General features: G+C 73.7%; 21 protein-coding genes and 1 riboswitch. Of the genes, 10 read left to right on the top strand and 11 right to left on the bottom strand.

The window, feature by feature from the left end:
• Window positions 1-3: 3 nt before the first annotated feature.
• From ACIQ5Y_RS26260 to ACIQ5Y_RS26245, 4 genes are all read left to right on the top strand, one after another.
• Complete coding sequence (locus ACIQ5Y_RS26260; protein WP_403885206.1) at window positions 4-2,880, top strand: ATP-binding cassette domain-containing protein; 2,877 nt, start codon at window positions 4-6, stop codon at window positions 2,878-2,880.
• Window positions 2,877-3,650 (top strand): ABC transporter ATP-binding protein, encoded by a 774-nt coding sequence (locus ACIQ5Y_RS26255; protein WP_403885203.1) that lies wholly within the window; start codon window positions 2,877-2,879, stop codon window positions 3,648-3,650. The genes ACIQ5Y_RS26260 and ACIQ5Y_RS26255 overlap by 4 nt, the downstream gene beginning before the upstream one ends.
• A gap of 138 nt (window positions 3,651-3,788) precedes the next feature.
• Window positions 3,789-4,637, top strand: a complete 849-nt coding sequence (locus ACIQ5Y_RS26250) for an aldo/keto reductase (protein WP_403885200.1) — start codon at window positions 3,789-3,791, stop codon at window positions 4,635-4,637.
• A gap of 10 nt (window positions 4,638-4,647) precedes the next feature.
• On the top strand, window positions 4,648-5,073 hold the full coding sequence (locus tag ACIQ5Y_RS26245) for an RICIN domain-containing protein (RefSeq protein WP_403885197.1): 426 nt from the start codon (window positions 4,648-4,650) through the stop codon (window positions 5,071-5,073).
• A 24-nt stretch (window positions 5,074-5,097) separates the two neighbouring features.
• Here the strand turns inward: ACIQ5Y_RS26245 and ACIQ5Y_RS26240 are convergent, their stop codons facing one another.
• Both ACIQ5Y_RS26240 and ACIQ5Y_RS26235 read right to left on the bottom strand, forming a co-directional pair.
• Window positions 5,098-5,832 carry a class I SAM-dependent methyltransferase gene (locus ACIQ5Y_RS26240; RefSeq protein WP_403885415.1) on the bottom strand — a complete coding sequence of 245 codons (735 nt, stop codon included), beginning with the start codon at window positions 5,830-5,832 and terminating at the stop codon, window positions 5,098-5,100.
• Window positions 5,833-5,861: 29 nt separating this feature from the next.
• A complete protein-coding gene (locus ACIQ5Y_RS26235; protein ID WP_403885194.1) occupies window positions 5,862-6,167 on the bottom strand; it encodes a 4a-hydroxytetrahydrobiopterin dehydratase in 306 nt (101 codons plus the stop codon).
• A 220-nt stretch (window positions 6,168-6,387) separates the two neighbouring features.
• On the opposite strand from ACIQ5Y_RS26235, the gene ACIQ5Y_RS26230 reads away from it, so the two are divergent.
• Window positions 6,388-8,184, top strand: a complete 1,797-nt coding sequence (locus ACIQ5Y_RS26230; RefSeq protein ID WP_403885191.1) for an FAD-dependent oxidoreductase — start codon at window positions 6,388-6,390, stop codon at window positions 8,182-8,184.
• A gap of 54 nt (window positions 8,185-8,238) precedes the next feature.
• On the top strand, window positions 8,239-9,033 hold the full coding sequence (locus ACIQ5Y_RS26225; RefSeq protein ID WP_403885188.1) for a helix-turn-helix domain-containing protein: 795 nt from the start codon (window positions 8,239-8,241) through the stop codon (window positions 9,031-9,033).
• Here ACIQ5Y_RS26225 and ACIQ5Y_RS26220 read toward each other — a convergent pair.
• Both ACIQ5Y_RS26220 and ACIQ5Y_RS26215 read right to left on the bottom strand, forming a co-directional pair.
• The gene (locus ACIQ5Y_RS26220) at window positions 9,019-9,435 is read right to left on the bottom strand and encodes a hypothetical protein (RefSeq protein ID WP_403885186.1); all 417 of its coding nucleotides are present in this window, start codon (window positions 9,433-9,435) and stop codon (window positions 9,019-9,021) included. The genes ACIQ5Y_RS26225 and ACIQ5Y_RS26220 overlap by 15 nt on opposite strands.
• A gap of 269 nt (window positions 9,436-9,704) precedes the next feature.
• Window positions 9,705-10,550 (bottom strand): bifunctional 5,10-methylenetetrahydrofolate dehydrogenase/5,10-methenyltetrahydrofolate cyclohydrolase, encoded by an 846-nt coding sequence (locus ACIQ5Y_RS26215; protein WP_403885413.1) that lies wholly within the window; start codon window positions 10,548-10,550, stop codon window positions 9,705-9,707.
• Window positions 10,551-10,616: 66 nt separating this feature from the next.
• Window positions 10,617-10,710, bottom strand: a riboswitch (ZMP/ZTP riboswitch).
• Between the two features lie 56 nt (window positions 10,711-10,766).
• On the opposite strand from ACIQ5Y_RS26215, the gene ACIQ5Y_RS26210 reads away from it, so the two are divergent.
• Together ACIQ5Y_RS26210 and ACIQ5Y_RS26205 are read left to right on the top strand one after the other, a co-directional pair.
• The gene (locus tag ACIQ5Y_RS26210) at window positions 10,767-11,528 is read left to right on the top strand and encodes a methyltransferase domain-containing protein (RefSeq protein ID WP_403885183.1); all 762 of its coding nucleotides are present in this window, start codon (window positions 10,767-10,769) and stop codon (window positions 11,526-11,528) included.
• A 213-nt stretch (window positions 11,529-11,741) separates the two neighbouring features.
• Window positions 11,742-13,331, top strand: coding sequence for an RNA polymerase sigma factor (locus ACIQ5Y_RS26205; protein ID WP_403885180.1), 1,590 nt, complete (start codon window positions 11,742-11,744; stop codon window positions 13,329-13,331).
• Between the two features lie 79 nt (window positions 13,332-13,410).
• On the opposite strand, the gene ACIQ5Y_RS26200 is transcribed toward ACIQ5Y_RS26205, so the two are convergent.
• The 5 genes from ACIQ5Y_RS26200 to ACIQ5Y_RS26180 all read right to left on the bottom strand — a co-directional run bounded on the left by ACIQ5Y_RS26200 (window position 13,411) and on the right by ACIQ5Y_RS26180 (window position 19,552).
• The gene (locus ACIQ5Y_RS26200) at window positions 13,411-15,222 is read right to left on the bottom strand and encodes a hypothetical protein (protein ID WP_403885177.1); all 1,812 of its coding nucleotides are present in this window, start codon (window positions 15,220-15,222) and stop codon (window positions 13,411-13,413) included.
• A gap of 52 nt (window positions 15,223-15,274) precedes the next feature.
• Complete coding sequence (locus tag ACIQ5Y_RS26195) at window positions 15,275-16,336, bottom strand: ATP-binding protein (RefSeq protein WP_403885174.1); 1,062 nt, start codon at window positions 16,334-16,336, stop codon at window positions 15,275-15,277.
• 186 nt (window positions 16,337-16,522) lie between these two features.
• Window positions 16,523-16,972, bottom strand: a complete 450-nt coding sequence (locus tag ACIQ5Y_RS26190; RefSeq protein ID WP_403885171.1) for an SRPBCC family protein — start codon at window positions 16,970-16,972, stop codon at window positions 16,523-16,525.
• A 32-nt stretch (window positions 16,973-17,004) separates the two neighbouring features.
• Complete coding sequence (locus ACIQ5Y_RS26185; RefSeq protein ID WP_403885168.1) at window positions 17,005-19,050, bottom strand: phage holin family protein; 2,046 nt, start codon at window positions 19,048-19,050, stop codon at window positions 17,005-17,007.
• Window positions 19,051-19,144: 94 nt separating this feature from the next.
• Window positions 19,145-19,552 carry a hypothetical protein gene (locus tag ACIQ5Y_RS26180; RefSeq protein WP_403885165.1) on the bottom strand — a complete coding sequence of 136 codons (408 nt, stop codon included), beginning with the start codon at window positions 19,550-19,552 and terminating at the stop codon, window positions 19,145-19,147.
• 116 nt (window positions 19,553-19,668) lie between these two features.
• Here ACIQ5Y_RS26180 and ACIQ5Y_RS26175 point away from each other — a divergent pair, with 116 nt between their 5' ends.
• Window positions 19,669-20,445 carry an MBL fold metallo-hydrolase gene (locus ACIQ5Y_RS26175; RefSeq protein ID WP_403885162.1) on the top strand — a complete coding sequence of 259 codons (777 nt, stop codon included), beginning with the start codon at window positions 19,669-19,671 and terminating at the stop codon, window positions 20,443-20,445.
• Between the two features lie 11 nt (window positions 20,446-20,456).
• Window positions 20,457-21,077 (top strand): DedA family protein, encoded by a 621-nt coding sequence (locus ACIQ5Y_RS26170; protein WP_403885411.1) that lies wholly within the window; start codon window positions 20,457-20,459, stop codon window positions 21,075-21,077.
• 9 nt (window positions 21,078-21,086) lie between these two features.
• Here the strand turns inward: ACIQ5Y_RS26170 and ACIQ5Y_RS26165 are convergent, their stop codons facing one another.
• Window positions 21,087-22,163 (bottom strand): MBL fold metallo-hydrolase, encoded by a 1,077-nt coding sequence (locus ACIQ5Y_RS26165; RefSeq protein WP_403885160.1) that lies wholly within the window; start codon window positions 22,161-22,163, stop codon window positions 21,087-21,089.
• Between the two features lie 48 nt (window positions 22,164-22,211).
• On the bottom strand, window positions 22,212-23,429 hold the full coding sequence (locus tag ACIQ5Y_RS26160; protein WP_403885157.1) for an aminotransferase class I/II-fold pyridoxal phosphate-dependent enzyme: 1,218 nt from the start codon (window positions 23,427-23,429) through the stop codon (window positions 22,212-22,214).
• Window positions 23,430-23,480 lie beyond the last annotated feature (51 nt).

Below are 23,480 nucleotides of genomic sequence, written 5' to 3'. Positions count from 1 at the left end.
GCCATGGGTGATCTGCTCGTCTTCGTCCTGAGCGGCCTGGTCTCCGGCGCCCTGTACGCCCTGCTCGCCACCGGGCTGGTGCTGTCGTACTCGGCGTCCGGGCTGTTCAACTTCGCGCACGGGGCCACGGCCTACCTGTGCGCCCTGACCTTCTACGAGGTGCACTCCGGCCTGGGCTGGCCCGCGGTCCCGGCGGCACTGCTGGTGGTGTTCGTACTGGCCCCCGCGCTCGGGTGGGGGCTGGACCGGCTGATGTTCCGGCGGCTCGCGCGGGTCGGCGAGACGGCGCAGATCGTGGCCACCATCGGACTTCTGGTGGCCCTGCCCGCGGCCGGACTGTGGGCGGTGGAGCTCCTCTCCGACGCGGGCGCGCCCGTGAAGCCGGCGGAGAACCAGTTCGGGCTGCCGGGGGTGGGGCCGAGCCCCGCGAAGTCCTGGCAGCTCGCCGACGGGGTCGGCATCGACTCCGACCAGCTGATCACCTGGACGGTGACGGCGCTCGTGGCGGTGGTCCTGTGGGTGCTGATGCGGCACACCAGGCTGGGGCTGCAACTGCGGGCCGCCGTCGACAACCGCTCGCTGACCGAGCTGCGCGGGATCAGCGCCGACCGGCTGTCGTCGGTGGCGTGGATGATCTCGTCGGGGCTGGCCGGGCTGGCGGGTGTGCTGGCGACCCCGCTGCTGGGGCTGTCCGCGCACGACTTCACCCTGTTCCTGTTCGTGTCGGCGACGGCCGCGGTCATCGGACGGTTCGCGTCCGTGCCGCTCGCCTTCGCCGGCGGACTCGGACTGGGCGTCCTGCAGAACCTGGTCGCCGGGTACGCCTCCTTCGCCGAGTCCATCACCGGCTTCCGGACCGCGGTGCCGTTCCTGATCCTGTTCGGCGGGCTGCTGGTGCTGACCCGCCGGGCCCGGGCCGCGGGGGTCGCCGCCGTGGACACGCCACCGGTCGACCACCTCGCGGGCGCCTCGTGGGGGCGCCGGTGGGGGGTGTGGGCGGTGGGCGCGGCGCTGCTGTGCGTGGCGTTCTACACCGTGACCACGCCGTTCTGGAGCGGGCTGCTGGCGCAGGGACTGGCCATCGCGCTCGTGTTCATGTCCTTCACCGTGGTGACCGGGCTCGGGGCGATGGTCTCGCTGGCGCAGGGCACCTTCGTGACGGCGGCCGCGCTGGTGGCCGGGCTGCTGATGAGCCGGGGCTGGCCGTTCGTGGCGGCGCTGGCGGTCGGCACGTGCGTGGCCGCGCTGTTGGGGGCACTGGTCGCGCTGCCGGCCCTGCGGCTCGGCGGCAGGTCGCTGGCGCTGGCCACGCTGGCCCTGGCGTTCCTCGCGGACCAGGTGCTGTTCCAGCTGCGGTGGCTGCGCAACGGCGACTCGGGGTGGTCGATCCCGCGGCCGGTGTTCGGACCGGTGGACCTGTCGGACGACCGGGCGCTGGGGGTGGCCCTGGTCGTACTGGTCGCCCTGGTGGCGGCGGGGCTGGGCAGCTTGCGGAACTCCCCGTCGGGGCGGGCGATGCTCGCCGTCCGGTCGGCGCCCGCGGCGGCGGTGGCCTCGGGGGTGTCCGTGCTGCGCACGAAGCTGCTGCTGTTCACGCTGTCGGCGGGGCTGGCGGGCTTCGGGGGCGTCATGTACGCCTCGTACAACACCCGGATCACGGCGACCGACTTCACGGCGATGACGGGGCTGGTGTGGCTCGCGGTGGTGGTGGCGGCGGGGGTTCGGCGGCCGGTGTACGCGGTGGTGGCGGGACTGGTCTTCGCCGTTGCTCCGCGGGTGCTGGCGGACTACGTGACCGCGTCGGCGCACCTGCCGGTGATCCTGTTCGGGCTGGCGGGGTTGGCCCTGGCCAACGATCCCGACGGGTACTGCGCGGCCGTGCCGGTGCGGTTGGCGAAGCGGCGGGCGGCCCGTGTCCCCGCGGGGCCCTCCCCCACCCCACCCCACCCCACAACCGGGGCTCCGCCCCGGACCCCGTCGGGGGCTCCGTCCCCGGACCCCCGCGCCTCAAACGCCGGCGAGGCTGGATTTGCCCCCGGCGGAGCTGAAGTTGCCTCCGGCGGGCTCGGTGTTGCCCTCCGGACAGGCGAGCCGAACCCGACGGACGGCAGCGGCCGAAATCCAGCCCCTCCGGCGTTTGAGGAGCGGGGTCCGGGGCGGAGCCCCGGGAGCCCCTCGGGGGCTGCCGCACCCGCACTGGAGCTGCGCGGCGTCACAGCCGGGTACGACGGGGGCCTGGTCCTGTACGGAGTGGACCTGGCCGTGCGGGCCGGGGAGATCCTCGCCGTGTTGGGGCCCAACGGGGCAGGCAAGAGCACCGCCTGCCGGGTGGCGGCCGGGGCGCTGCCCGTCACGAGCGGGGAGGTGCGCACGGACGGCCGCGACGCGACCCGTGACGGCGCCGTGCGGCGGGCCCGCGCCGGCGTGCTCCTCGCCCCCGAGGGCCGGGGGATCTTCCCCGCGCTCACCATCGAGGAGAACCTGGCCCTCCACCTCCGGGAGCCGGACGCCAGGACCGCCGTGTACGACCGTTTCCCGCGGCTCGGCGAGCGTCGCGGGGTGCCCGCCGGGGCGCTGTCCGGCGGGGAGCAGCAGATGCTGGCGCTGGCGCCGCTGTTGCAGCGGCCACCGCGGGTGCTCATCGCCGACGAGCCCTCGCTCGGCCTCGCCCCCCGCGTCGTGGACGAGGTGTACGCACTGCTCACCGAGCTCCGCGACGCCGGTACCGCCCTGTTGCTGGTGGAGGAGAAGGCCGCGGAGATCCTCGGTATCGCCGACACCGTGGCCTACCTCGCGCAGGGCCGGGTCTCCTGGTGCGGCCCGCGCGCGGAGGTGGAGGCGGACCGGCTCGCCGAGGCCTACCTGGGGATGGGGAGATGAACGACGACTACGTGCTCCGGGCGGGCGGTGTCGGCGTCCACTTCGGCGGGGTGAAGGCCCTGGACGGGGTGGACCTCGGGGTCCGGGCGGGCGAGGTGTGCGGGCTGATCGGGCCGAACGGGGCCGGGAAGACCACCCTGTTCGACGTCCTGTCGGGCATCCGGCGCCCCGATCAGGGCAGGCTGCTGCTCGACGGGGTCGACATCACCCGCCGCTCCCCCGTCTGGCGGGCCCGGCACGGCATGCGCCGGACCTTCCAGCGGCAGCAGCTCTTCGGGCAGCTCAGCGTGGCCGACAACGTGCTGGTCGCGCAGGAGTGGCGGGGCGGCGGGGGCGGGCCGGCCGCCGATCTGTTCGCCTTGCCGGCCCGGCGCCGCCGGGAGCGCGAGCGCCGGGCCCGTGGCGAGCGGGTGCTGGCCGACTGCGGGATCGGCGCGCTCGGCGCCTCGTTCGCGGGCGGTCTGCCGGTCGGGCAGGCACGGATGGTGGAGCTGGCCCGCGCGGTGGCCGATCCGCCGCGGGTGCTGCTGCTGGACGAGCCGGCGTCCGGGATGTCGGCGCCCGAGCGCGAGCAGCTCGCGCGGGTGGTGCGGCGGCTGGCCGAGGAGGAGGGCTGCGCGGTGCTGCTGGTCGAGCACAACGTGGCCTTCGTGATGGAGCTGTGCGCACGTGTGGTCGTACTGGACCTCGGCTCGGTGCTGGCGGAGGGCACGGCGGCCGAGGTGCGGGCCGATCCGGCGGTCCGGGAGGCCTATCTGGGGACGCGTTGACGACCCGTTCACGACGCGTTGACAACACCTTGACGACGCGTTGATCCGACCGGGGGACGCGGCGGGAATACGTCGTACGGGGGGCCGGTTGTCGCCCCTCGTACGAGGACGTACCGCCGACGCGAGGAACAAGGACACGTGAACCAGGTCCCCACCATCAAGCTCAACAACGGCACGCTCATGCCCCAGCTCGGCTACGGCGTCTGGCAGGTCCCGGACGCGGAGGCGGAGCGTGCCGTCGCCACCGCGCTGGAGGCCGGCTACCGCAGCGTCGACACCGCCTCCGTCTACGGCAACGAGGCCGGCACGGGCAAGGGCATCGCCGCTTCCGGGATCCCGCGCGAGGAGCTGTTCGTCACCACCAAGCTGTGGAACGGGCCTTCGCGGACGTGGGACCGGGACGCGGTGCTGCGCGCCTTCGACGAGTCCCTCACCCGGCTGGGCCTCGACCACGTCGACCTGTACCTGATCCACTGGCCGCGCCCGATGCGCGACGACTTCGTCTCCATCTGGAAGACCTTCGAGGAGATCGCCGCGAGCGGCCGCGCCAAGGCCGTCGGCGTGTCGAACTTCCGTGCCGAGGACCTGGAGCGGATCGCCGCCGAGAGCCCGCTGGTCCCGGCCGTGAACCAGATCGAGCTGCACCCGCTGTTCCCGCAGGCCGAGCTGCGCGCCGAGCACGCGCGGCGCGGGATCGCCACCGAGGCCTGGTCCCCGCTGGGCCAGGGCCAGGAGCTGCTCACCCTCCCGGCCGTGACCGCCCTGGCCGAGAAGTACGGGCGCAGCGCCGCGCAGGTGGTGCTGCGCTGGCACCTGCAGCTCGGGAACATCGTGATCCCGAAGTCCGTGACCCCCGCCCGCATCCGGGAGAACCTGGACGTCTTCGGCTTCGAGCTGGAGGACGGTGACGTCGCCGCGCTGTCTGCGCTGGGCGCGGGGCCGGCGGGGCGGCGGATCGGGCCGGACCCGGCCGAATTCGACGTGTGAGGCCGGGCGGGTGAATCTTCCCGAGGGGGTCTACCGGATCCGCAACGTGCAGAGCGGGCTGGTGCTCCAGCTGGAGGGCGCCTCCCGGGTGCGGGTGGGCCCGGACGGGCCGCCCGCGCCGGAGGCGGCCCGCCGCTGGCGGATCGCGCCGGTGCACAGCGGCGGCGGGGTGTTCCACGTGGTCAGCGAGGACAACGAGCGGCGTCTGGACGTCGCGAACGCCTCGACCGAGAGCGGTGCCCGGGTGCAGGTGTGGCGGGCCAACGCCTTCGGCGCGCAGGAGTGGCTCGTCGAGCGGCACTTGGACGATCCGGGCGTGGTCTCGCTGGTGGCCTGTATCAGCGACCTGCTGCTGGAGGCCGACGAGGAGGGCCGCGCCCGTCAGGGCGAGGACACCGACTCGCCGGCCCAGTGGTGGCGCCTGGAACCGGTCTGACCCCGCCCCGGCGGGTCGTCGCCGTCACACGCGTACGAAACTGCGCAGCCGGTACGTCGGTTCCGCGCGCGGCACGTCCTGGTCGGGCAGGAGTTCCAGCCGGGCCGCCAGCTCCGCGGCGGTGATGCCGCGCGGGATCACGCGCGAGGCGTACTGGCCGGCGAGCAGCGCCTCGGCGGAGCCGCGGGGGCTGCGGCCCTGGCCGTGGCCCCGGAAACGGGCCTCTCCGGCCGGGCGCAGGCCCGCGCGCGCCGCGTGGGTCTCGACCTCGCCGGAGGAGTCCGCGGGGGTCGGGGCCAGGTGCGCGGCGAAGACGGCGTCGATGTCGCTGCCCACGTCGTGGGCGGAGTCCTTGTCCACGGTGGTGACGAAGACCCCGCCGGGTCGCAGGACCCGCGCGGCCTCGGCGATCACGGCGGGCACCAGGCCGGGGGCGCGCAGCAGGTGCAGCAGCCAGACCGCGCTGACCGCGTCGAGGGAGCCCGAGCGCACCGGCAGCCGGGCCGCGTCGGCGAGGGACACGGTCACCCCGCGCCGCAGGGCCATGGCGGCCATGCCGTGGGAGGCGTCCGCGCCGAGGACGCGCAGTCCGGGGCGCTTCAGCCGGGCGGTGACGATGCCGGTGCCGCAGCCGAGGTCGAGCAGGGTGCGCACGTCGGCGGGGAGCAGGCCGAGGACCGCCGCGGCGGCGGCCTCGGCGCGCGGGGCGCCGCCGCGGGTGGCGTCGTAGGCCTCGGCCTCCGCGTCGTAGTCGAGCAGCGGCTTCAGCTCCGGTATGTGCGTGGTCATCAGCTCGCGCCGTGCGCCGGGGCCAGGGCTTCGACGCGCTCGGCGAGCGCGAAGTCGTTCGCCGTGACCAGGCCGCCCGCGTCGTGGCTGTTCACGGAGAGCCGGACCGTGTTGTAGCCGAGGGTCAGGTCGGAGTGGTGGTTCAACTCCTGCTGCACCGAGGCGATGTGGGCGACGAGGGCGCTCGCCGCGAAGTGCGTGTCCAGCCGGTAGGTGCGGAGGATGTGGTCGTCCTCGAAGGCCCAGCCGGGAAGTTCCCGCAACCGGTCCTCGATCTCCTTCTGCGACAGCGGCTCACTCGGCATGCACCGGCTCCTTTTCCCCGTGACGTGTAGTCAAGGTTCCCACAGCGCACGCCCGGGCAACCCTTTCACGCCATAGTGCGCTCGGGTGCTCCTGCGCCTTCCAGGCCCGCCCCGCCCCCCATATGCTCCTGCGCCGACGCACTGTTACCACCGGTAACAGCCGTCGGCATCCACGTTCGGTGACCACGTGACGGGCAAGGGACGAAGGGGCGGCATCGACATGACCGGCACAGGCAGTTCCAGGCGTACGTTCATCGCGGGCGCGGGCGCGGCGGCCACCGCGGGGGCCCTGTCCACCGCCGTGACGGCCGCTCCCGCGGCGGCCGCCACGGCCTCCCCCGCCAAGGCGGCGGCGAACGGCCGCCGGGTCGCCGTACTGGGGGGTGGGGTGGCAGGGCTGACCGCGGCGCACGAACTCGCCGAGCGGGGCTACGCCGTCACCGTGTACGAGCGCCGGGCGCTGGGCGGCAAGGCCCGCAGCATGGACGTACCGGACAGTGCCCGCGGCGGCCGCCGGCCGCTCCCCGCCGAGCACGGCTTCCGCTTCATCCCCGGCATCTACCACAACCTGCCCGACACCATGCGGCGCATCCCCTTCCCCGGGAACGCGAACGGCGTCTGGGACAACCTCGTCGCCCCGCGCGAGATGATGTTCGCCCGGTCGGGCGGCCGCGAGGACCTGCGCGGGCCGATCCCGTGGCCCGAACACTCCCCCGCCGAGCTGACGCCAGACGAGCTGCGCCGCGCCCTCACCGGGATCCTGCAGTCCCTGGTCCGGCTGCCCCTGCACGAGACGGCGTACTTCGTGAACTGCGCGCTCGTCTTCCTGACCAGCTGCGACGAGCGCCGCAACGACATCTGGGAGCGGACCCCCTGGTGGGAGTTCGTGCGTGCGGAGCAGATGTCGAGCGAGTACCAGCGCATCCTCGCGGTCGGCGTGACCCGCAACATCGTGGCGACCAAGGCCGAGGAGGCCTCCACCCGTACGGTCGGCACCCTCGGCGAGGCCTTCGTCTTCAACCTGCTGGGGCGCGGCGCGGACGGCCCGCCGGACCGGATCCTGAACCTGCCGACCAACGAGGCCTGGATCGACCCCTGGGAGGCCCATCTGCGTTCCCTCGGGGTGGAGTTCAGGATCGGCTGGACCGTGCGCGAGGTCCGGTACGGGGGCGGCCGGGTGAGCGGGGTCGCCGTCGAGGGCCCGGACGGCAGCCGGCAGACCGTCACCGCCGACCACTACGTCAGCGCACTGCCCGTGGAGCACGCCCGCCGCACCTGGAGCGCGGAACTGCGGGCCGCCGACCCGATGCTGGGGCGCTGCGACAAGCTGGAGACCGACTGGATGACGGGCATCCAGTTCTACCTCACCGAACGCGCCGCACTGGTGCACGGACACCTCAACTGCATCGATTCCCCCTGGTCGTTGACGGCGATCCAGCAGGCGGAGCACTGGCCCGCCCGGAACTTCCCCGCCGACTACGGCGACGGGGCGGCGGTCGACTGCCTCTCGGTGGACATCTCGGAGTGGGACAAGCCCGGGATCCTGTACGGGAAGACGGCCAAGCAGTGCACCCGCGAGGAGGTGGCGCGCGAGGTGTGGGCCCAGCTGAAGGCCTCCCTCAACGACACCGGCAAGACCCTCCTGAGCGACTCCAAGCTGCACTCCTGGCACCTGGACCCGGGTGTGGACGGGCTCGGCACCCCGAACCCCACCAACCAGGACCAGTTGCTGATCCACCCGGTCGGCACCTTCCACAACCGGCCGAGCGCCGCCACGCGCGTCCCGAACTTCTTCCTCAGCGGGGACTACGTGGCCGTGGACATCGACCTCGCGACGATGGAGGGCGCGAACGCCTCCGCCCGCGCGGCCGTCAACTCGCTCCTGGACCGCGACGGTTCCCCGAGCGCACGGTGCTCGATCCGGCCGCTGTACCGGGCTCCGGAGGTCGAGTCGGCCAAGCGGCACGACCTGTGGCGCTACCGTCTCGGCCTGCGGAACGTCCTCGACGTGGGCTGACCGGAGCCGACGTGGGCCGAACTCGGGCCGGAAGCCTCGGCTACCGTCGTGAGCATGACCACCATGACACCCACGGTCGGCGCCCTGCTCCGCACCTGGCGGGAACGGCGCGGGATCAGTCAGCTGGAACTGGCGGGCCGCGCCGACTCCTCGTCCCGGCACATCAGCTTCATCGAGACCGGACGGTCCCGGCCGAGCGAGGAGATGGTCCTGAGGCTCGCCGACCGCCTCGACGTACCGGTTCGGGAGCGCAACGCGCTGCTCCTGGCGGCGGGTTACGCCCCGCACTACGCGCAGACGGCCCTGGACGACCCGTCGATGGAGACCCTGCGCGAGGGCATTCAGCGGCTGCTGACCGGCTACGAGCCCTATCCGGCGCTGGTCGTGGACGCCACGTACAACGTGATCGCGGCCAACAGGGGCATCATGATGCTGATGGAGGGACTGCCGGAGCACCTCCTGACACCGCCGCTGAACGCCATGCGGATCACCCTGCATCCCGAGGGGCTCGCCCCGCGCATCCACAACCTGAAGGAGTGGCGCGGACACCTGCTGGCGCAGATGGAGCGGCAGATCGCGCTGGCCCGCTCCGAACCGCTGCGGGCGCTGTACGAAGAGGTGTCGGCCTACCCCGCGCCGGAGCGGCCGGGCGACGCCGAACCGGAGGAACCCGTCCCGTACATCGCGCTGCCGCTGGTCATCGAGCACGACGGGCACCTGCTGTCCTTCGTGTCCTCGATCGCGACCTTCAACACGCCGATGGACGTGACCGTCGCCGAGCTGGCCATCGAGACGATGCTCCCGGCCGACCCGGCGACGGTGAAGTACCTGCGCTCACTCGGCGACTGAGCGCAGGGCGAGCTGCTGGAACAGGGCGAACGAGGCCACGGTGAGCGCCTGCGCGGGGATCCACACCAGTCCGGCCGTGGTGGGCGTGAACCAGGCGAACAGGGACACCAGGCTGAGCACGGCCCAGGCGTAGTTCGCCTCGATGACGAACTTGACGGGGAAGACGGGCGGCCGGCGCCGCGAGGCGAGCCGGCCGACCCCGGCGCCGAAGACGGCCAGGAAGATGCCCAGCTCCAGCAGCAGCCCCTGGCCGACCCCGAGCAGCCGCCCGAGCGGGGCGGAGAAGGCCACGTAGGCCAGGCCGTTGGCGGTGGTGACCACGGAGTCGAGGGCGAGGAACCGGCGCAGCGCGGTCTGCGGCTCGGTGGTGCGGGCGAGGGTGCCGATCAGGGTTGCGGACATGGGGAACCAGCCTCCATCGAGGTCGAACGGGCGGGGTGGGGTACCGGGTTCCGGCTCTGAGTGCGCAGCTCCGGAACCCGATGCCCCAACCTTGCCGCGCCCGTGCGGCGGGGTCGATTACCTCCGAGGTCATGCCGGCGGCGCCGAAGCCCGGGCGCGCCGGTCGGGCTCCTCGCCGAGGTGGCCGGGAAACGGGCGAACGGGAAAACGCGACGCCCCGGGCCCGAAGGCCCGGGGCGTCCGCCGTACGTCGTCGCGCTCGGCGCGGGTCAGAGGTCCGCGAGGTCCAGCCCGGCCTGCGCCGCGGCGGCCTGGACGGTCTGCTCCAGCAGGACGGCGATGGTCATCGGGCCGACACCGCCCGGTACCGGGGTGATCAGCGAGGCACGGGCGGCGGCCGACTCGAAGTGGACGTCGCCGACGTTGCCCTCGTTGTAGCCGGCGTCCAGGACCACCGCGCCCGGCTTGATGTCCTCGCCCCGGATGAACTCGGCCTTGCCGACGGCGGCGACCAGCACGTCCGCCTGGCGCACGATCGAGGGGAGGTCCTGGGTGCGGGAGTGACAGTAGGTGACCGTGGCGTTCCGCTCCAGCAGCAGCATCCCGGCCGGCTTGCCCAGGATCGCGCTGCGGCCGACGACCACGGCGTGCTTGCCGGTGAGGTCCACGTCGTACTCCTCCAGCAGCCGCATGATGCCGCCGGGGGTGCAGGAGACGAAGCCCGGCAGCCCGAAGCCCATGGCGGCGAAGGAGTGCATGGTGACGCCGTCGACGTCCTTGCCGGGGGCGATGGCCTCGAAGGCGGCGCGCTCGTCGATGTGGTGCGGGACGGGGTGCTGGAGCAGGATGCCGCTGATCTCCGGGTCCTCGGAGAGCGCGGTGATCGCGGCGACCAGTTCCTCGGTGGTGGTCTCGGCCGGCAGCTCCACGTGGCGGGAGGTGATCCCGGCCTTGGCGCAGCGGTTCTGCTTCATCCGGACGTAGGTCACGGAGGCGGGGTCCTCGCCGACCAGAACGGTCGCGAGGCAGGGCGCCGTGCCGGTGCGATCGGTGATCTTCGCCGCGTAGGCGGCGGTCTGCTCCGAGATGCGGCGGGCGAGGGCCGTGCCGTCCATCAGCTGGGCGGTGGCAGGGGCAGTCTGGGCAGTCGTCACGGGGTCTCCTGAACGTCGCTGCGGATCGCGGTTCGCCCAGGCGCGCGGCAGACGACGCACCGGAGTACGCCGGGCCGCTCCCCGGTGGTGATCCACCCGAACGCCAGTCACGGCCCGCGTCCACTGTAGTCGACATATCCGGTGGTCCACCGGGGCCCGGCCTGCGAGGATCAAGGCATGACGCGTACTTTCGACCATCTTGTCGCGGAAGCCGAGTCGGTCTCCGTGGACGGCTGGGACTTCTCCTGGCTCGACGGCCGGGCGACCGAGCAGCGTCCCTCCTGGGGCTACCAGCGGCTGCTGCGCGAGCGACTGGCCCGCGTCCGGTCCGCCCTGGACATCCAGACCGGCGGGGGCGAGGTCCTGGCCGGGTCCGGCCCGCTGCCCCCGCTGATGGCGGCCACCGAGTCCTGGCCGCCCAACATCGACAGGGCGACCCGGTTGCTGCACCCGCTCGGCGCGGTCGTGGTGGCGGACGCCGACGAGCCGCCGCTGCCCTTCGGCGACGAGGCCTTCGAGCTCGTGGCCAGCCGGCATCCGGTGACCATCTGGTGGGACGAGATCGCCCGGGTGCTGGCCCCCGGCGGAACGTACCTGTCCCAGCAGGTCGGGCCGGCGAGCGTCTTCGAGCTCGTCGAGTACTTCCTGGGCCCCCAGCCGGAGGAGGTCCGGGGCGCGCGGCACCCCGACGACGCCGTGAGCGACGCCACGAAGGCGGGCCTGGAGGTCGTCGACCTGCGCTCCGAACGGCTCCGTACGGAGTTCCACGACATCGGGGCCGTGATCTACTTCCTGAGGAAGGTGATCTGGATGGTGCCCGGCTTCACGGTCGGGCAGTACCGGGACCGGTTGCGCGAGCTGCACGAACGGATCGAGCGCGAAGGCCCATTCGTCGCGCATACCGCTCGTTTCCTCATCGAAGCCCGCAAAACGGACTGACGGTGGGGGTGGACGGAATCACGCCGGAGAGGTTGCCCGTCCACAGCGTGGCGCAGGTCACTCAATTCAGCGCGTAACGAATCGACTCGAGCGTGCGATGAACCGACAGGTGTCCTCGCGCGGCCCGGAATACAGACCCCCTCGGGTCTGTTTCCCAAGTTCGCGCGATGATGTCCCGTCCATCCCTTATCTGCTCGCAACGAGAGGCTCCTTGTGTCGCTCAGCCCGTCCCGTACGTTCCCTCCGGAGATCGCCGAATCGGAGGCCCTCGTCGCGCTCGTAGAGCGCGGCCGCGAGCAGGGTCACATCAACGGTGACGACGTGCGCCAGGCCTTCGAGGCCGGCCGCATCCCGGTGGACCAGTGGAAGCGGGTCCTGCGCAGCCTGAACCAGGTCCTGGACGAGGAGGGCGTCGCCCTCCACGTCAGCGCCGCCCCCGCCACGAAGGCTGCCGCCAAGAAGCCCCGCAAGGCGGCCGCCGCCCCTGCCCGAACCGTGACCAAGAAGGCCGTCGCCCCGCCGCGCCCCATCGGCGCGCGCAAGACGGCCGCCACCGCCGCCCCGGCCGCGGCCTCGGCGATATCCGCCACTCCGGCCGCTGCCGCCGCCGACGAGGTGACGTCCGACACGGTCGCCGCCGAGCCGAAGAAGCGCACGGTCAAGAAGACCGCCGCGAAGAAGACCGCGGTCAAGAAGACCGCGGCCGCGAAGAAGACCAGCGCCAAGGACGCCGACGAGGGCGAGAACCCGGTCGTCGAGGGCGAGGACTGGGCAGCCGAGGACCTCGTCGACGAGCCCGAGGAGGAGGCCCCCAAGGCCGGCGGCGGTCAGGGCTTCGTCCTGTCCGACGACGACGAGGACGACGCCCCGGCGCAGACCGTCATGGTCGCCGGTGCCACCGCCGACCCCGTCAAGGACTACCTCAAGCTCATCGGCAAGGTGCCGCTCCTCAACGCCGAGCAGGAGGTCGAGCTCGCCAAGCGCATCGAGGCGGGCCTGTTCTCCGAGTACAAGCTCGAAGAGGAGGAGGACCACAAGCCCGCCTTCAAGCGCGAGCTGGAGATCCTGGTCGAGGACGGCCGCCGGGCCAAGAACCACCTGCTGGAGGCCAACCTCCGTCTCGTGGTCTCCCTCGCCAAGCGCTACACCGGGCGCGGCATGCTCTTCCTGGACCTGATCCAGGAGGGCAACGTCGGCCTGATCCGCGCCGTGGAGAAGTTCGACTACACCAAGGGCTTCAAGTTCTCCACGTACGCGACCTGGTGGATCCGGCAGGCGATCACGCGTGCCATGGCCGACCAGTCGCGCACGATCCGCATCCCCGTCCACATGGTCGAGATCATCAACAAGCTCGCCCGTGTGCAGCGCCAGATGCTCCAGGACCTCGGCCGTGAGCCCACTCCGGAGGAGCTGGGCAAGGAACTCGACATGACCCCGGAGAAGGTCATCGAGGTCCAGAAGTACGGCCGCGAGCCGATCTCCCTGCACACCCCCCTGGGTGAGGAGGGCGACAGCGAGTTCGGTGACCTCATCGAGGACTCCGAGGCGGTCGTGCCGGCCGACGCGGTGTCCTTCACCTTCCTCCAGGAGCAGCTCCAGTCGATCCTGGGCACGCTCTCGGAGCGCGAGGCGGGCGTGGTCTCCATGCGTTACGGCCTCAACGACGGCCAGCCGAAGACGCTGGACGAGATCGGTCGCGTGTACGGGGTCACCCGTGAGCGCATCCGCCAGATCGAGTCCAAGACGATGTCGAAGCTGCGCCACCCGTCGCGTTCGCAGGTGCTGCGCGACTACCTCGACTGAGCCGGCCCCCGGCACACGACGCCCCCGCCACGCCGTTTTCCGGCGGGGCGGGGGCGTCGTCGTACCGCTCACCCGTGCCTCAGGTCAGGCGGAAGACCGGTCCGTGGGGCGTGAACGGCAACGACGCGCCCTGCGGGATCAGGAAGGCGTGTTCGCGCCGGATCCGCAGGGTGTCGCACCAGCCGTCGGTGATCACGAGGACCGGGGCCCCGGGCGGGAAGTCCTCCGCCCGCTGCAGCAGGTCGACGCCCGGTTGCAGTGCGGTGCCGCCGCGCCCCCGGACCCTGACCCGGCCCGCGATCTCGGTGGGCGGCAGATAGCCCGCGTCGTACGGCGCCGCGTCGCAGAAGACGACGCGGGCGGCCGGTACGTCGCGGGCCTCCGCGTACGAGGCGATGGCGCCCAGCGCCTTGCCGAGCAGACCGGGGTCCATCGAGCCCGAGGTGTCCAGCACCACCCCGAAGGTGCAGCGGGCCACCTCCTCGGGCGGGAAGTACCGGCCCGCGCGCGGGATGTCCGGGGTGGAGGCCTGGCGGCGCGCGGGGCGCGCGTAGGACCGTACGGGTTCCGGGCGCGGCACGTACTCGTCGAACCAGCGGGCGAGCTTCGCGTCCCACGGCACCGGCGGGTGGGCCAGCGCCCTGATCTCCTGGATCAGCCCGGCGGGCAGCAGCCCCCGCTCCCCGTGCACGTGCAGGTCGAAGCCCTGGACGAGGCCGCGCCGGTAGAACTCGTCGAGGTCCGTGTACGGTCCGCTCCCGGGATGGGGCAGCGGCTCCCCCAGGATGTCCCCGCGGCCCTTGCCGTGGGGGGTCGCGAGCCGGCGCATCCGGCGCAGGTCGGTGGTGATCCGGTCGTAGACCTCCTCGACCGAGAGCCCCTGGAGCTCCGGGTCGTACAGCAGCCCGTCCGGCATGCTGCCGACCCCCATCTCCACCAGCCAGCCGTTGACGACGTAGTCCGCGGCGACGTTGTGCAGGAACGGGTCCCGGGCGCCGCGGCGCCCGCCGTGGCGCAGGGCGGCGTGCAGCATCTCGTGCGCCAGGATGAACCGCCACTCCTCGTCGTCGAAGGTGCGCAGCGGGTTGACGTAGATCTCCCCGGCGGTGGCGCTGACGGCGGCGATGGAGATCTCCTGGGCGCGGGCCAGCTCGGCGTCGGCGACGACCTTCAGCCCGGCCGCCAGTCCGCCGAGCAGCGGGTAGGAGGAGACGAACCAGTTCAGGGCCCGGTCCCAGGGGCGCTGCGCCACCCGTTCACCGGTGATCCGGTCGCGGCGGCCGCCCGCCACGTCCATGGCGGCTGAGACGCTGCGGGTCAGGGCGTGCGCGAAGGCGGTCTGCCAGTCGGGGACGCGGTGGATGCTCGACTTGTGCCAGTGCAGGAGCCACTGGTCCGGCTCCCGGCCGGCCGTACCGCACTGGTCGAGGCCGGGCGGGATGCCGTCGCGGCGCCAGCGGGCGGCGAGCTGTTCCTCCTCGCCGCCGGGATAGGCGGCGGGGAGGTGGTCCGGGGTCCGGCCCGCCGGGAAGGTCTGCAGGAAACGGTTGACCACCACGCAGCGCGCGGCCAGGTCGTAGGGGTCGGGCTGGGCCCGGACCTTGTCGTCGGCGGCCGGGACGTGGCCGAAGCCCAGGTGCAGGAGGGAATGGGCCAGCGCCCAGGCCCACTCGGCGGGCTCGGCCCGGCGGGTGGGATGGGCGTGGACGCTGCCGTTGGAGTCGACGGCGGTGAGTCCCTCGGCGGGGCAGAGGCGGCAGTTCTTCCGGCGGCAGAACTCGACGTCCAGGGCGGCGAAGGCCGGGTTCCGCTTCACCAGCAGGAGCCCCGCGGCGTACGCCTCGGTGGCCGGATCGGGCTTGTCCTTCGCGCCCCGCCCACCACGGCTCATACGGCGGCCCCGCCGTTCGCGGCCCGGTCCCCCGCGCGGGAGCGCACCCCGCTCATCGGCGTGCCTCGACGAGGCGCGGCATGTCCCGCGCGGCCTCGACGAGGAACCATCCGGGGAGCACGGGCAGACCGTCGGCGTCGTCGGCGATGACCGTCTGGGCGACCTCGACGGAGATCTCGGCGAGCTGGACGAGCAGCGACTTGAAACGGTACGCGGACTGCCGCAGGGCGGGCGAGACGTGCTCCTTCTGCGCCGGGAGCTCCTTGAGCAGACGTCCCCGGAAGGCCTCGGCCAGGTAGTACAGCAGGTCGCGGTCCTCCAGGCCGCGCGGCCATCCCGCATCCCCCTTCATGATCGCCTCGATGCCGTAGGTGTGGCGGACGATCTTCGCGTAGCCGCAGAAGGAGACGGCGTGCGCCGGGGTGAGGGTGCCGTGCGCGATCACCTTCAGGGTCTGCTCGTCGAGGCCGGACCCGAAGGAGTGCAGGGCGTCGGAGAGCATGTGCCAGGAGCGCGGGGTGGAGAACGGCTCCTCCGTCTTGGGCGGCTGCGACCAGAGGTGGTCGGGGCGGTCGGTGAGGTAGTCGGTGATCCACGGGTGGATGCCGTTCTCGCCGGCCCAGACCAGCCAGTCCCGCGCGGAGGCCGTCAGGTGCACGTGGGTGAGGCGGTTCACGAGGGCCGAGGCGATGGGCCGGGCCAGCGCGTTGTCCGTGGCCCGGTTCCCGGCGCCGATGACGATGGAGCCCGCGGGCAGCTCGTAGGAGCCGATCCGGCGGTCGAGGATCAGCGAGTAGAAGGCCTTCTGGACGTCCGGGGTCGCGGCGTTCAGCTCGTCGAGGAAGAGGCAGTACGGCTCGTCGCGGGCGATCGCCTCTGGCGGGCAGAAGACGGACCGGCCGTCACGGATCTGCGGTACGCCGATGAGGTCCTCGGGGGCGAGCTGCGTACCGAGCAGGCTCACGCATTCCAGGCCGAGGGAGTCGGCGAACTTCCGCACGAGCGAGGACTTGCCGATTCCGGGTGCACCCCAGAGGAAGACGGGCCGCACGGTGGCGAGACCGAGGAGCAGTTCGGGGATCTGGGCGGGGGTGACGGCAACGGCGGCCTGCACGAAAGCGGTTCCTCGGAGTCGGGGTACGTGGTGCGCCCAGTGTGATCGCACCACGTGTCCCGGAGCATCCGGTTTTCCGACCGGCGGACCGGCGGACCGGCGGACCGGCGGACCGGCGGGTCAGGCAGGTCGGCGGGTCACGCGACTCCCGGGGCACGCGGCTCCCGGGGGACGCGGCTCGGCGGGTCAGGCGGCCGTGTGTTCCAGCAGGTGCTTGAGCTTCTCCTCGCTGCGGGGCATCTCCCTGCGGACCATCGGTTTGACCGCGAGGGGGACGAGGGCCCGGCCCAGGCCGTGCCCCTCGAAGTCGACGGACAGGGTGACGCGGGACCGGGCTCCGCCGTCGAGGGGCTCGATGGTGCCCTGCACCTCGGGCCGCACCGGCCCGTCGATGCCGTGGAGGTGCCAGCTGCGCGGCCGGTCCAGCTCGGTGAACTCCATCTTCGTGGGAATCCGGCGCTTGCCGACCTTGCGGGTGACGATGACCTGGGAACCGACGTGGACGGGCAGATCGCCCATCGGGACGGCGGATACGGCGCTGTCCTGCCACTCCGGCAGGTGCGTGGGGTCCGTGACGTAGGTGAAGACCTCGTCCGGGCTGCGGGAAATCTCGATGGTGTTGCTGATCGCTGACATGGCGACCCCTCGGGTCCCCCCTGGCCGGCCTCTCATTCCAAACTACCCCCCAGGCCCAGGGGGATCTGGGGCCCGTCCCGTTCCGCGTCGCGGAGCCAGCCGCGCAGGACCCCGTGGACCGCTTCCGCGCCGACCAGGCCGGCAGGCGGGTCGGCCAGCTCCTTCGGCCACATCAGGAAGGGGTGCCCCTGCTCCCCGCCCAGGCCGCCGTGGGAGCCGATCTGCTCCTCGAACGCGTGCACCGCGCCCGTGACCGGGTCGTACGTCGAGTTCACCATGATGTCGGGCACGTGCGGGAAGGCGTCGGTCCGCCGGACGGCCTCGGCCGCGCCCGGGCCGAAGGCCGCCAGCAGTTCCTCCGCCTCACCGGGGACGTCCAGCCTGGCCTCGGCTCCGCCGGGCCCCAGGAGGACCCCGTCGACCAACAGGAAGCCCACCCCCGGATGGTTCGCGAGGGTGGCCAGCAGGGCCGGATGGGACCGCTCGACGAGCCGGCGCGTGGCGCGGCCCGGGACATCGGGGAAGGAGATCAGCCCGAGGTTCCCGGAGGCGAGCACCACCGGGTCGGAGCCCGGCTCGGGGAGGGTCTCCTCGCCCGTCTCCACCGGCCGGTGCAGGGCGGTGCGGACGGCGGCGCGGGCCTCCGCCCCGCTGCGGGTGCGGCCGGCCCGGCGGGAGACGGGCAGCCCGCAGCCGGCCCGGACGAGGTCCTTGAGGGTGAGCCCGTAGCGGCTCAGGAAGGTCTCCCCCGGACTCTGTCCGTGGTCGGAGAGGAGCACGATCCGGTACTCGCGCGGCGCGTGCTCGGCGACCCGGGCGATCAGCGCGATGCTCCGGTCCAGGCGTTCCAGGACCCGGTCGGTGTCCCGGCCGTGCGGGCCGGAGTGGTGGGCGACCTCGTCGTAGGCGACCAGGTCGGCGTAGACCGCGGCGCGGCCGGCGAGCATGTCGCCGATCACCGCCGCCACGACCACGTCCCGTTCGACCACGGTCGCGAAGGCCCGGATCAGCGGGTACAGGCCGCCGCGCGACACCCTGGGGGTCTCCCGGCGCAGCCGGGCCCGCGTGGACTGGACGACCTCGCGGACCACCTCGGCGACGAAGGACACGGCCGTGCGGACGGCGTTGGCCGGATCGGAGAAGTACGCGAAGTAGCCCGCGCGGGAGCGGTTCGCCCGGCCGCGCCGTGCCGACACGGACAGGACGAGCGCCAGTTGGTCGGCGCCGCCGCTGAACAGGTTGCCCCGGCTCGCCCCGTCGCGCGTGAGCAGTCCGGCGTCCCCGGTGCGCGCCGTGGCACGCCGCTGGAGTTCGGCGGCGCCCGCGGGCCGGTTGCAGACGACCACCTCGCCGGTGTCCTTCTCGTACCAGCGGAAGGCGGGCACGTCGAAGTTGGATCCGTGCAGGATGCCGAGCTGGCTGGCGCCGGTCTGGCTCGACCAGTCCGTACGCCAGGACGCGAGGCGGTGGCCGTGCTCCAGCCACCCCGCGACCGTGGGCATCAGCCCGCCGTCCGCCGCGCGGCGCAGCGCCTCGTACCCGAGGCCGTCGAGCTGGAGGAAGAGCAGTCCGGGCCCGGCCTCCTGCGCTCCGGGCGCGCCCGCCCCGCGGAGCCTGCGGTGGCGCCGGTCGGCGAGCCGGTAGAGCCGCCTGCGGTAGGCCTCGTCGTCGCGCACCGCGAGTGCGGTGGAGGTGGCCGAGGCGACCGCGGACATCACCGCGGCCACGACCACCGCGGTGTCGGGATCCACCTGGCCGCGCCCGGACGGGATCAGCCGGAGCGCCATCAGGAGCAGCGAGCCGTTGAGGGAGAAGACGAGCAGTCCGAGGACGAGGGCGGGCAGGATCAGCAGGGCCCGTACGAGGAGGGGCCAGACCAGTGCGCTCAGCAGGCCGAAGGCGCCGGCTCCCCAGGCGGCGGTCAGGGCTATCTCCGTGATGCTGTCGCCGTCTCCCGACTGGAGCCTGAAGTCCGGCAGGACTCCGGCCAGGGCGAGCATGGTCAGGGTGGACACCGCCCATACGAGGACCACCCGCACCAGGGCGCCGCCCGCGGCCCGCCATCGTCCTCGCACCACGCCGCAACCTCCCGCGAGCCCCGTCCCGCCTCCAGGCTCGCACAGGCGGGCTCACCCGGCCGGGTGACACGGGGTGCGGGGCGGGCGGGCGCGGTCAGGTGCCGTCGTAGCCCGCGGTCGGCATGGACAGCCGGCGGTGCACCTCGGCCTTCATCGCGGAGGTGTACTGCGGTTCGTCGTCGTGCCCGGCGGTCTCCAGCCGTACGCCGCGCCGCTCGCACTCGGCGGTGAACTCCTCCACGGAGCGCAGGGCGCGCGCGAGCACCCGGTGGTTGGCGGCGACGAACAGGTCGACCTGGCCGGCCTCGACGTCGGACCAGAGCCCGCAGTGGTCGGCGCGCAGCCCGTAGACGAGCAGTTGCCTCGTCACGACGTAGCCCCGGGCCGCGGCCCAGCGGGCGCACATGGCCTGCTGACTGCGGGTGTCCACGGCGAAGGGATCGGCGTCCAGGTCTTCGAGCGGGGCCAGGCTGGCGATAGCGGCCACGCGCAGCTCATCCATGTCGCCCGACCCTACTCCGATCCGCCGCCGGGGAGGAGGGGGCGGGCGGCTCCGGTTCCGGGCGGATCCGCCGGAGACCCCCTAAGCTCGTTGGGCGGGCGAGGGAGGGAGGCCGGGTGCCTGTGGAGATCACCTGGTGGGGGCATGCCACGTGCACCGTCGAGGACTCCGGGGTCCGGGTCCTGACGGATCCGCTGTTCGCCCGGCGTCTGGCCCATCTTCGGCGGCGGGCCGGGGCCCCGCCCCCGCCGGAGGCGGCGGTGGCCGACGTGGTGCTCGTCTCGCACCTGCACTCCGACCACCTGCACCTGCCCTCGCTGGCCCGGCTCGACCCCGGGACCCGGCTGCTCGTGCCGCGCGGGGCGCGCCGGGCGGTGCCGGGACTGGCTCGGACCGCGGGGCGGCGCGGGCTGCGGGTGACCGAGGTGGTGCCGGGCGAGGTGGTCGACGTACGGGACGGGGTACGGGTGCGGGCCGTGAGCGCGCGGCACGACGGGCGGCGGCTGCCGTTCGGGCCGCACCGCGCGCAGGCGCTCGGGTACGTGGTCCAGGGCGAGGCGCGGACGTACTTCGCCGGGGACACCGGGCTGTTCGACACGATGGCCGAGGAGGTCGGGCCGGTGGACGTGGCCCTGCTGCCGGTGGGCGGCTGGGGCCCGTACCTCGGTCCGGGGCACCTGGACGCGGGGCGGGCGGCGCGGGCGCTGGCCTCGCTCGCCCCCGCGGCGGCGGTGCCGGTGCACTACGGGACGTACTGGCCGATCGGGATGGACGCGGTGCGGCCGCACGAGTTCCACGCGCCGGGCGGGGAGTTCGTACGCCTGGCCGGTCGGCTCGCGCCGGAGGTGACGGTGCGGCTGCCCGGCCACGGGGAACGGGTGCGGCTGCCGTGACGTGGTACGAGATGGCGGCGGCGGCCGGGCAGGTCCCGCCGGAGAGCACCCAGCGGGCGGTCGGGTACCCGGCGTTGTTCGTGCTGGTGGCGCTGGGCGCGCTGGTGCCGGTGATCCCGACCGGGGTGCTGGTGAGTTCGGCGGCGGTGGTGGCCTTCCATCAGGAGTCGCTGCCCTTCGGGGTGTTGCTCGTTTTCGCGGTTGCGGCGTTGGCCGCCTTCACCGGGGACATGACGCTGTACTGGCTCGGGCATCGCGGGGTGCGTTCGCGGGGCGGCTCCCGGTGGCTGGAGCGGCTGCGCGGGCGGGTCGCCGCGGAGCGGTTGGAGCAGGCGCAGACGCGACTCGACGAGCACGGGGTGCTGGTCCTGGTGCTGTCCCGGCTGGTCCCGGCGGGCCGCGTTCCGGTGATGCTGGCCTGTCTGCTGGCCGAGCTCCCGCTGCGCCGCTTCGCCCGCGGCGACGCCCCGGCCTGCCTCGCCTGGGCGGCCACGTACGGGCTGATCGGCATCCTGGGCGGTTCCTTGTTCGCCGAGCCCTGGAAGGGCGTGGCCCTGGCGGTCGGCCTGGCCCTGCTGATCAGTGCGGGTCCGGCACTGTGGCGGCGGGTGCGCGGCGGGTCCGCCCGTTGAGGGTGGGGGTCACGGCACCGGCTCCCGCGCCTCACCGCCGAGGATGCGGGAGGCCCCGATCGGGAGGTCCCAGAGGTGTTCGCGGGGCAGGCCGGCGCGGGCCCAGGCGGTCCGGGCGCGGTGCACGGGCTCCATGACGGGTTCCGCGGAGAGGACGAAGGTGGCCCAGTGCATGGGGGCCATCCGGCGGGCTCCGAGGTCGATGCAGGCCTGGACGGCCTCCTCGGGGTCGGCGTGGACGTCGCTGAGCCACCAGCGCGGGGCGTAGGCCCCGATCGGCAGCAGGGCGAGGTCGATGCCGGGGTGGCGGCGACCGATCTCCTCGAACCAGTGCCCGTAGCCGGTGTCGCCCGCGAAGTAGAGCTTCGTCGGGTCGGGGCTCTGGGTGTCGGTGAGGATCCAGCCACCCCACAGGGAACGGCAGGTGTCGATCAGGGACCGCTTCGACCAGTGGTGGGCGGGGACGAACTCGAAGCGCACGCCGCCCAGTTCGGCCGACTCCCACCAGTCGAGCTCGGTGACCCGAGTGAACCCGCGGCGGCGGAACCAGCGGCCGAGGCCGGCCGGGACGAAGCAGGCGGTGTGCCGGGGCAGCCGCCTGATGGTGGGGGCGTCGAGGTGGTCGTAGTGGTTGTGGCTGATCACGACGGCGTCGACGGGCGGGAGGTCCTCCCAGCGCACGCCCACGGGGGTCATCCGGGACGGGGTGCCGAGGATGCGGCGCGACCAGACGGGGTCGGTCAGCACGGTCAGCCCGCCGGTCCGCAGCACCCAGCTGGCGTGCCCGGCCCAGGTGACGCAGACCGTGCCCGGTTCCGCCGCGGGCAGCGGGGCCGGTTCGAACGGGAGGTCGGGGATGCCGCGCAGCCCTTCGGGTCCGGGCCGGAAGGCGCCCTCCCGGGCGAGCCGGGCGAAGGCCCGCATGCCGGGGAGAGGGGTGGTCAGGCGGTCCGCGAAGGAGGCGGGCCACCGCCGGTGCTCCCCGACGGGCCGGGCGGGTGGTGCCGGGCGGGGCGTGGGGGGCTGCGCGGCGGTGGGGCGTACCGGGGCGGGGGCTGCGGCGGGGGCGTCCGTCCGGTCGCTCATCGAGAAGTCTCCGTTCACCGGGTCGCGTCGGTCGGGCTGAAGAGGGGGTCAGGCCAGTCCCGCCAGGACCGATCCGAGGAGGTCCAGGGAGCGGCGTACGTACGGCAGCGCGAGCGGATCGCGGGCGGTGAGCGCGGCCAGCCGTTCCTCGGGGGTGGCTCCGAGCAGCGGCCCGGTCGACAACCGCACGCGCAGCGCCCCGAGTTCGTCCGCGAACCGCTGTCCGCCCGGAGTGGGCGCGCCCAGCCGGGCGCCGAGCCAGTCCTCCAGTTCCATCGCGTCGCCCACCCCGTGGCGGGCGAGTCCGGCGCGCAGCGGCGAGAGGTCGGCGTACAGGTGCCGGCCCGCCTCCGGCGGCCGGGCCAGCGCGCCCGCCTCCAGCAGCGTGCGGTGCGCGGCCGCGGCCACCGTGCCGTGCAGAGTGGCCGCCTTGTGGGCCCGTCCGGCCACGGCGTCGGGTTCGTCGAGGGCGTGCGCGGCCGCCCCGGCGACGGGGCCCGCGACGAGCGCGCCGGTGGCGGTGAGCACGTCGAGGGTGCGGGCGCGCAGCCAGGTGCCGCGTCCGGTGTCGGGGAAGCGGAGTACGGCCGCGGGCCAGCCGGCGGGGAGCAGTGCCCCGGACAGGTCGAGGAGCACGGCCGCCTGTTCGGGGAGCATCTCGGCGGGGCTGAGCACCAGCGTGTCGTACGGCCGGTGCACGGTGTCGCGCCAGCTCTCGTCGCTGACGACGAACAGCCCGGCCGCGTCGGCGGCCTCGCAGGCCTCGCGCAGCATCTCGGGCGGGGGAACGGTGGCGGTCGGGTCGTCGGCGACCGAGACCAGCAGCACCCGGGGGTCACCGCCCTCGGCGCGCACCCGGCGTACGGTCTCCAGCAGGGCGTACGGGTCGGGGACGCCGCCGCATTCGGCCGGGGTCGGCACGTGGTAGGCCCGCCGTCCCAGCAGCCGGACCTGTGGGGTCCACCAGGCGGGACAGGGCCTCGGCAGCATCACGTCGCCGCCGAAGGCTCCGAGCAGGGCGAGCAGCAGCGCGGGGGCGCCGGGCCCGGCGGCCACGTTCTCCGGGTCGGTGGCGAGTCCGCGGCGCCCCCAGTGGCGGCACGCGGCCTCGCGCAGGGGCAGGCCGCCGCCGGGGGCTTCGGGGGCGGCGCGTCCGGCGGCCGAGGCGAGCACGGAGAGGAGCTCGGGCAGCACGGGGAGGCCCGGCTGGGGCGCGGGCGGGCCGTACCGGACCGGGCCACGGCCCTCCGCCACCGTGCGCTGCATCCCCGCCACCGTTTCCCGCCTTCCGCGCTGGAACCGCCCGTCTCACCCGAC

Source organism: Streptomyces sp. NPDC096339 (assembly GCF_044762985.1).
GTDB lineage: Bacteria > Actinomycetota > Actinomycetes > Streptomycetales > Streptomycetaceae > Streptomyces.
The sequence above is the reverse complement of the archived record's forward strand: the minus strand, read 5'-3'. Positions and strand labels throughout refer to the sequence as shown.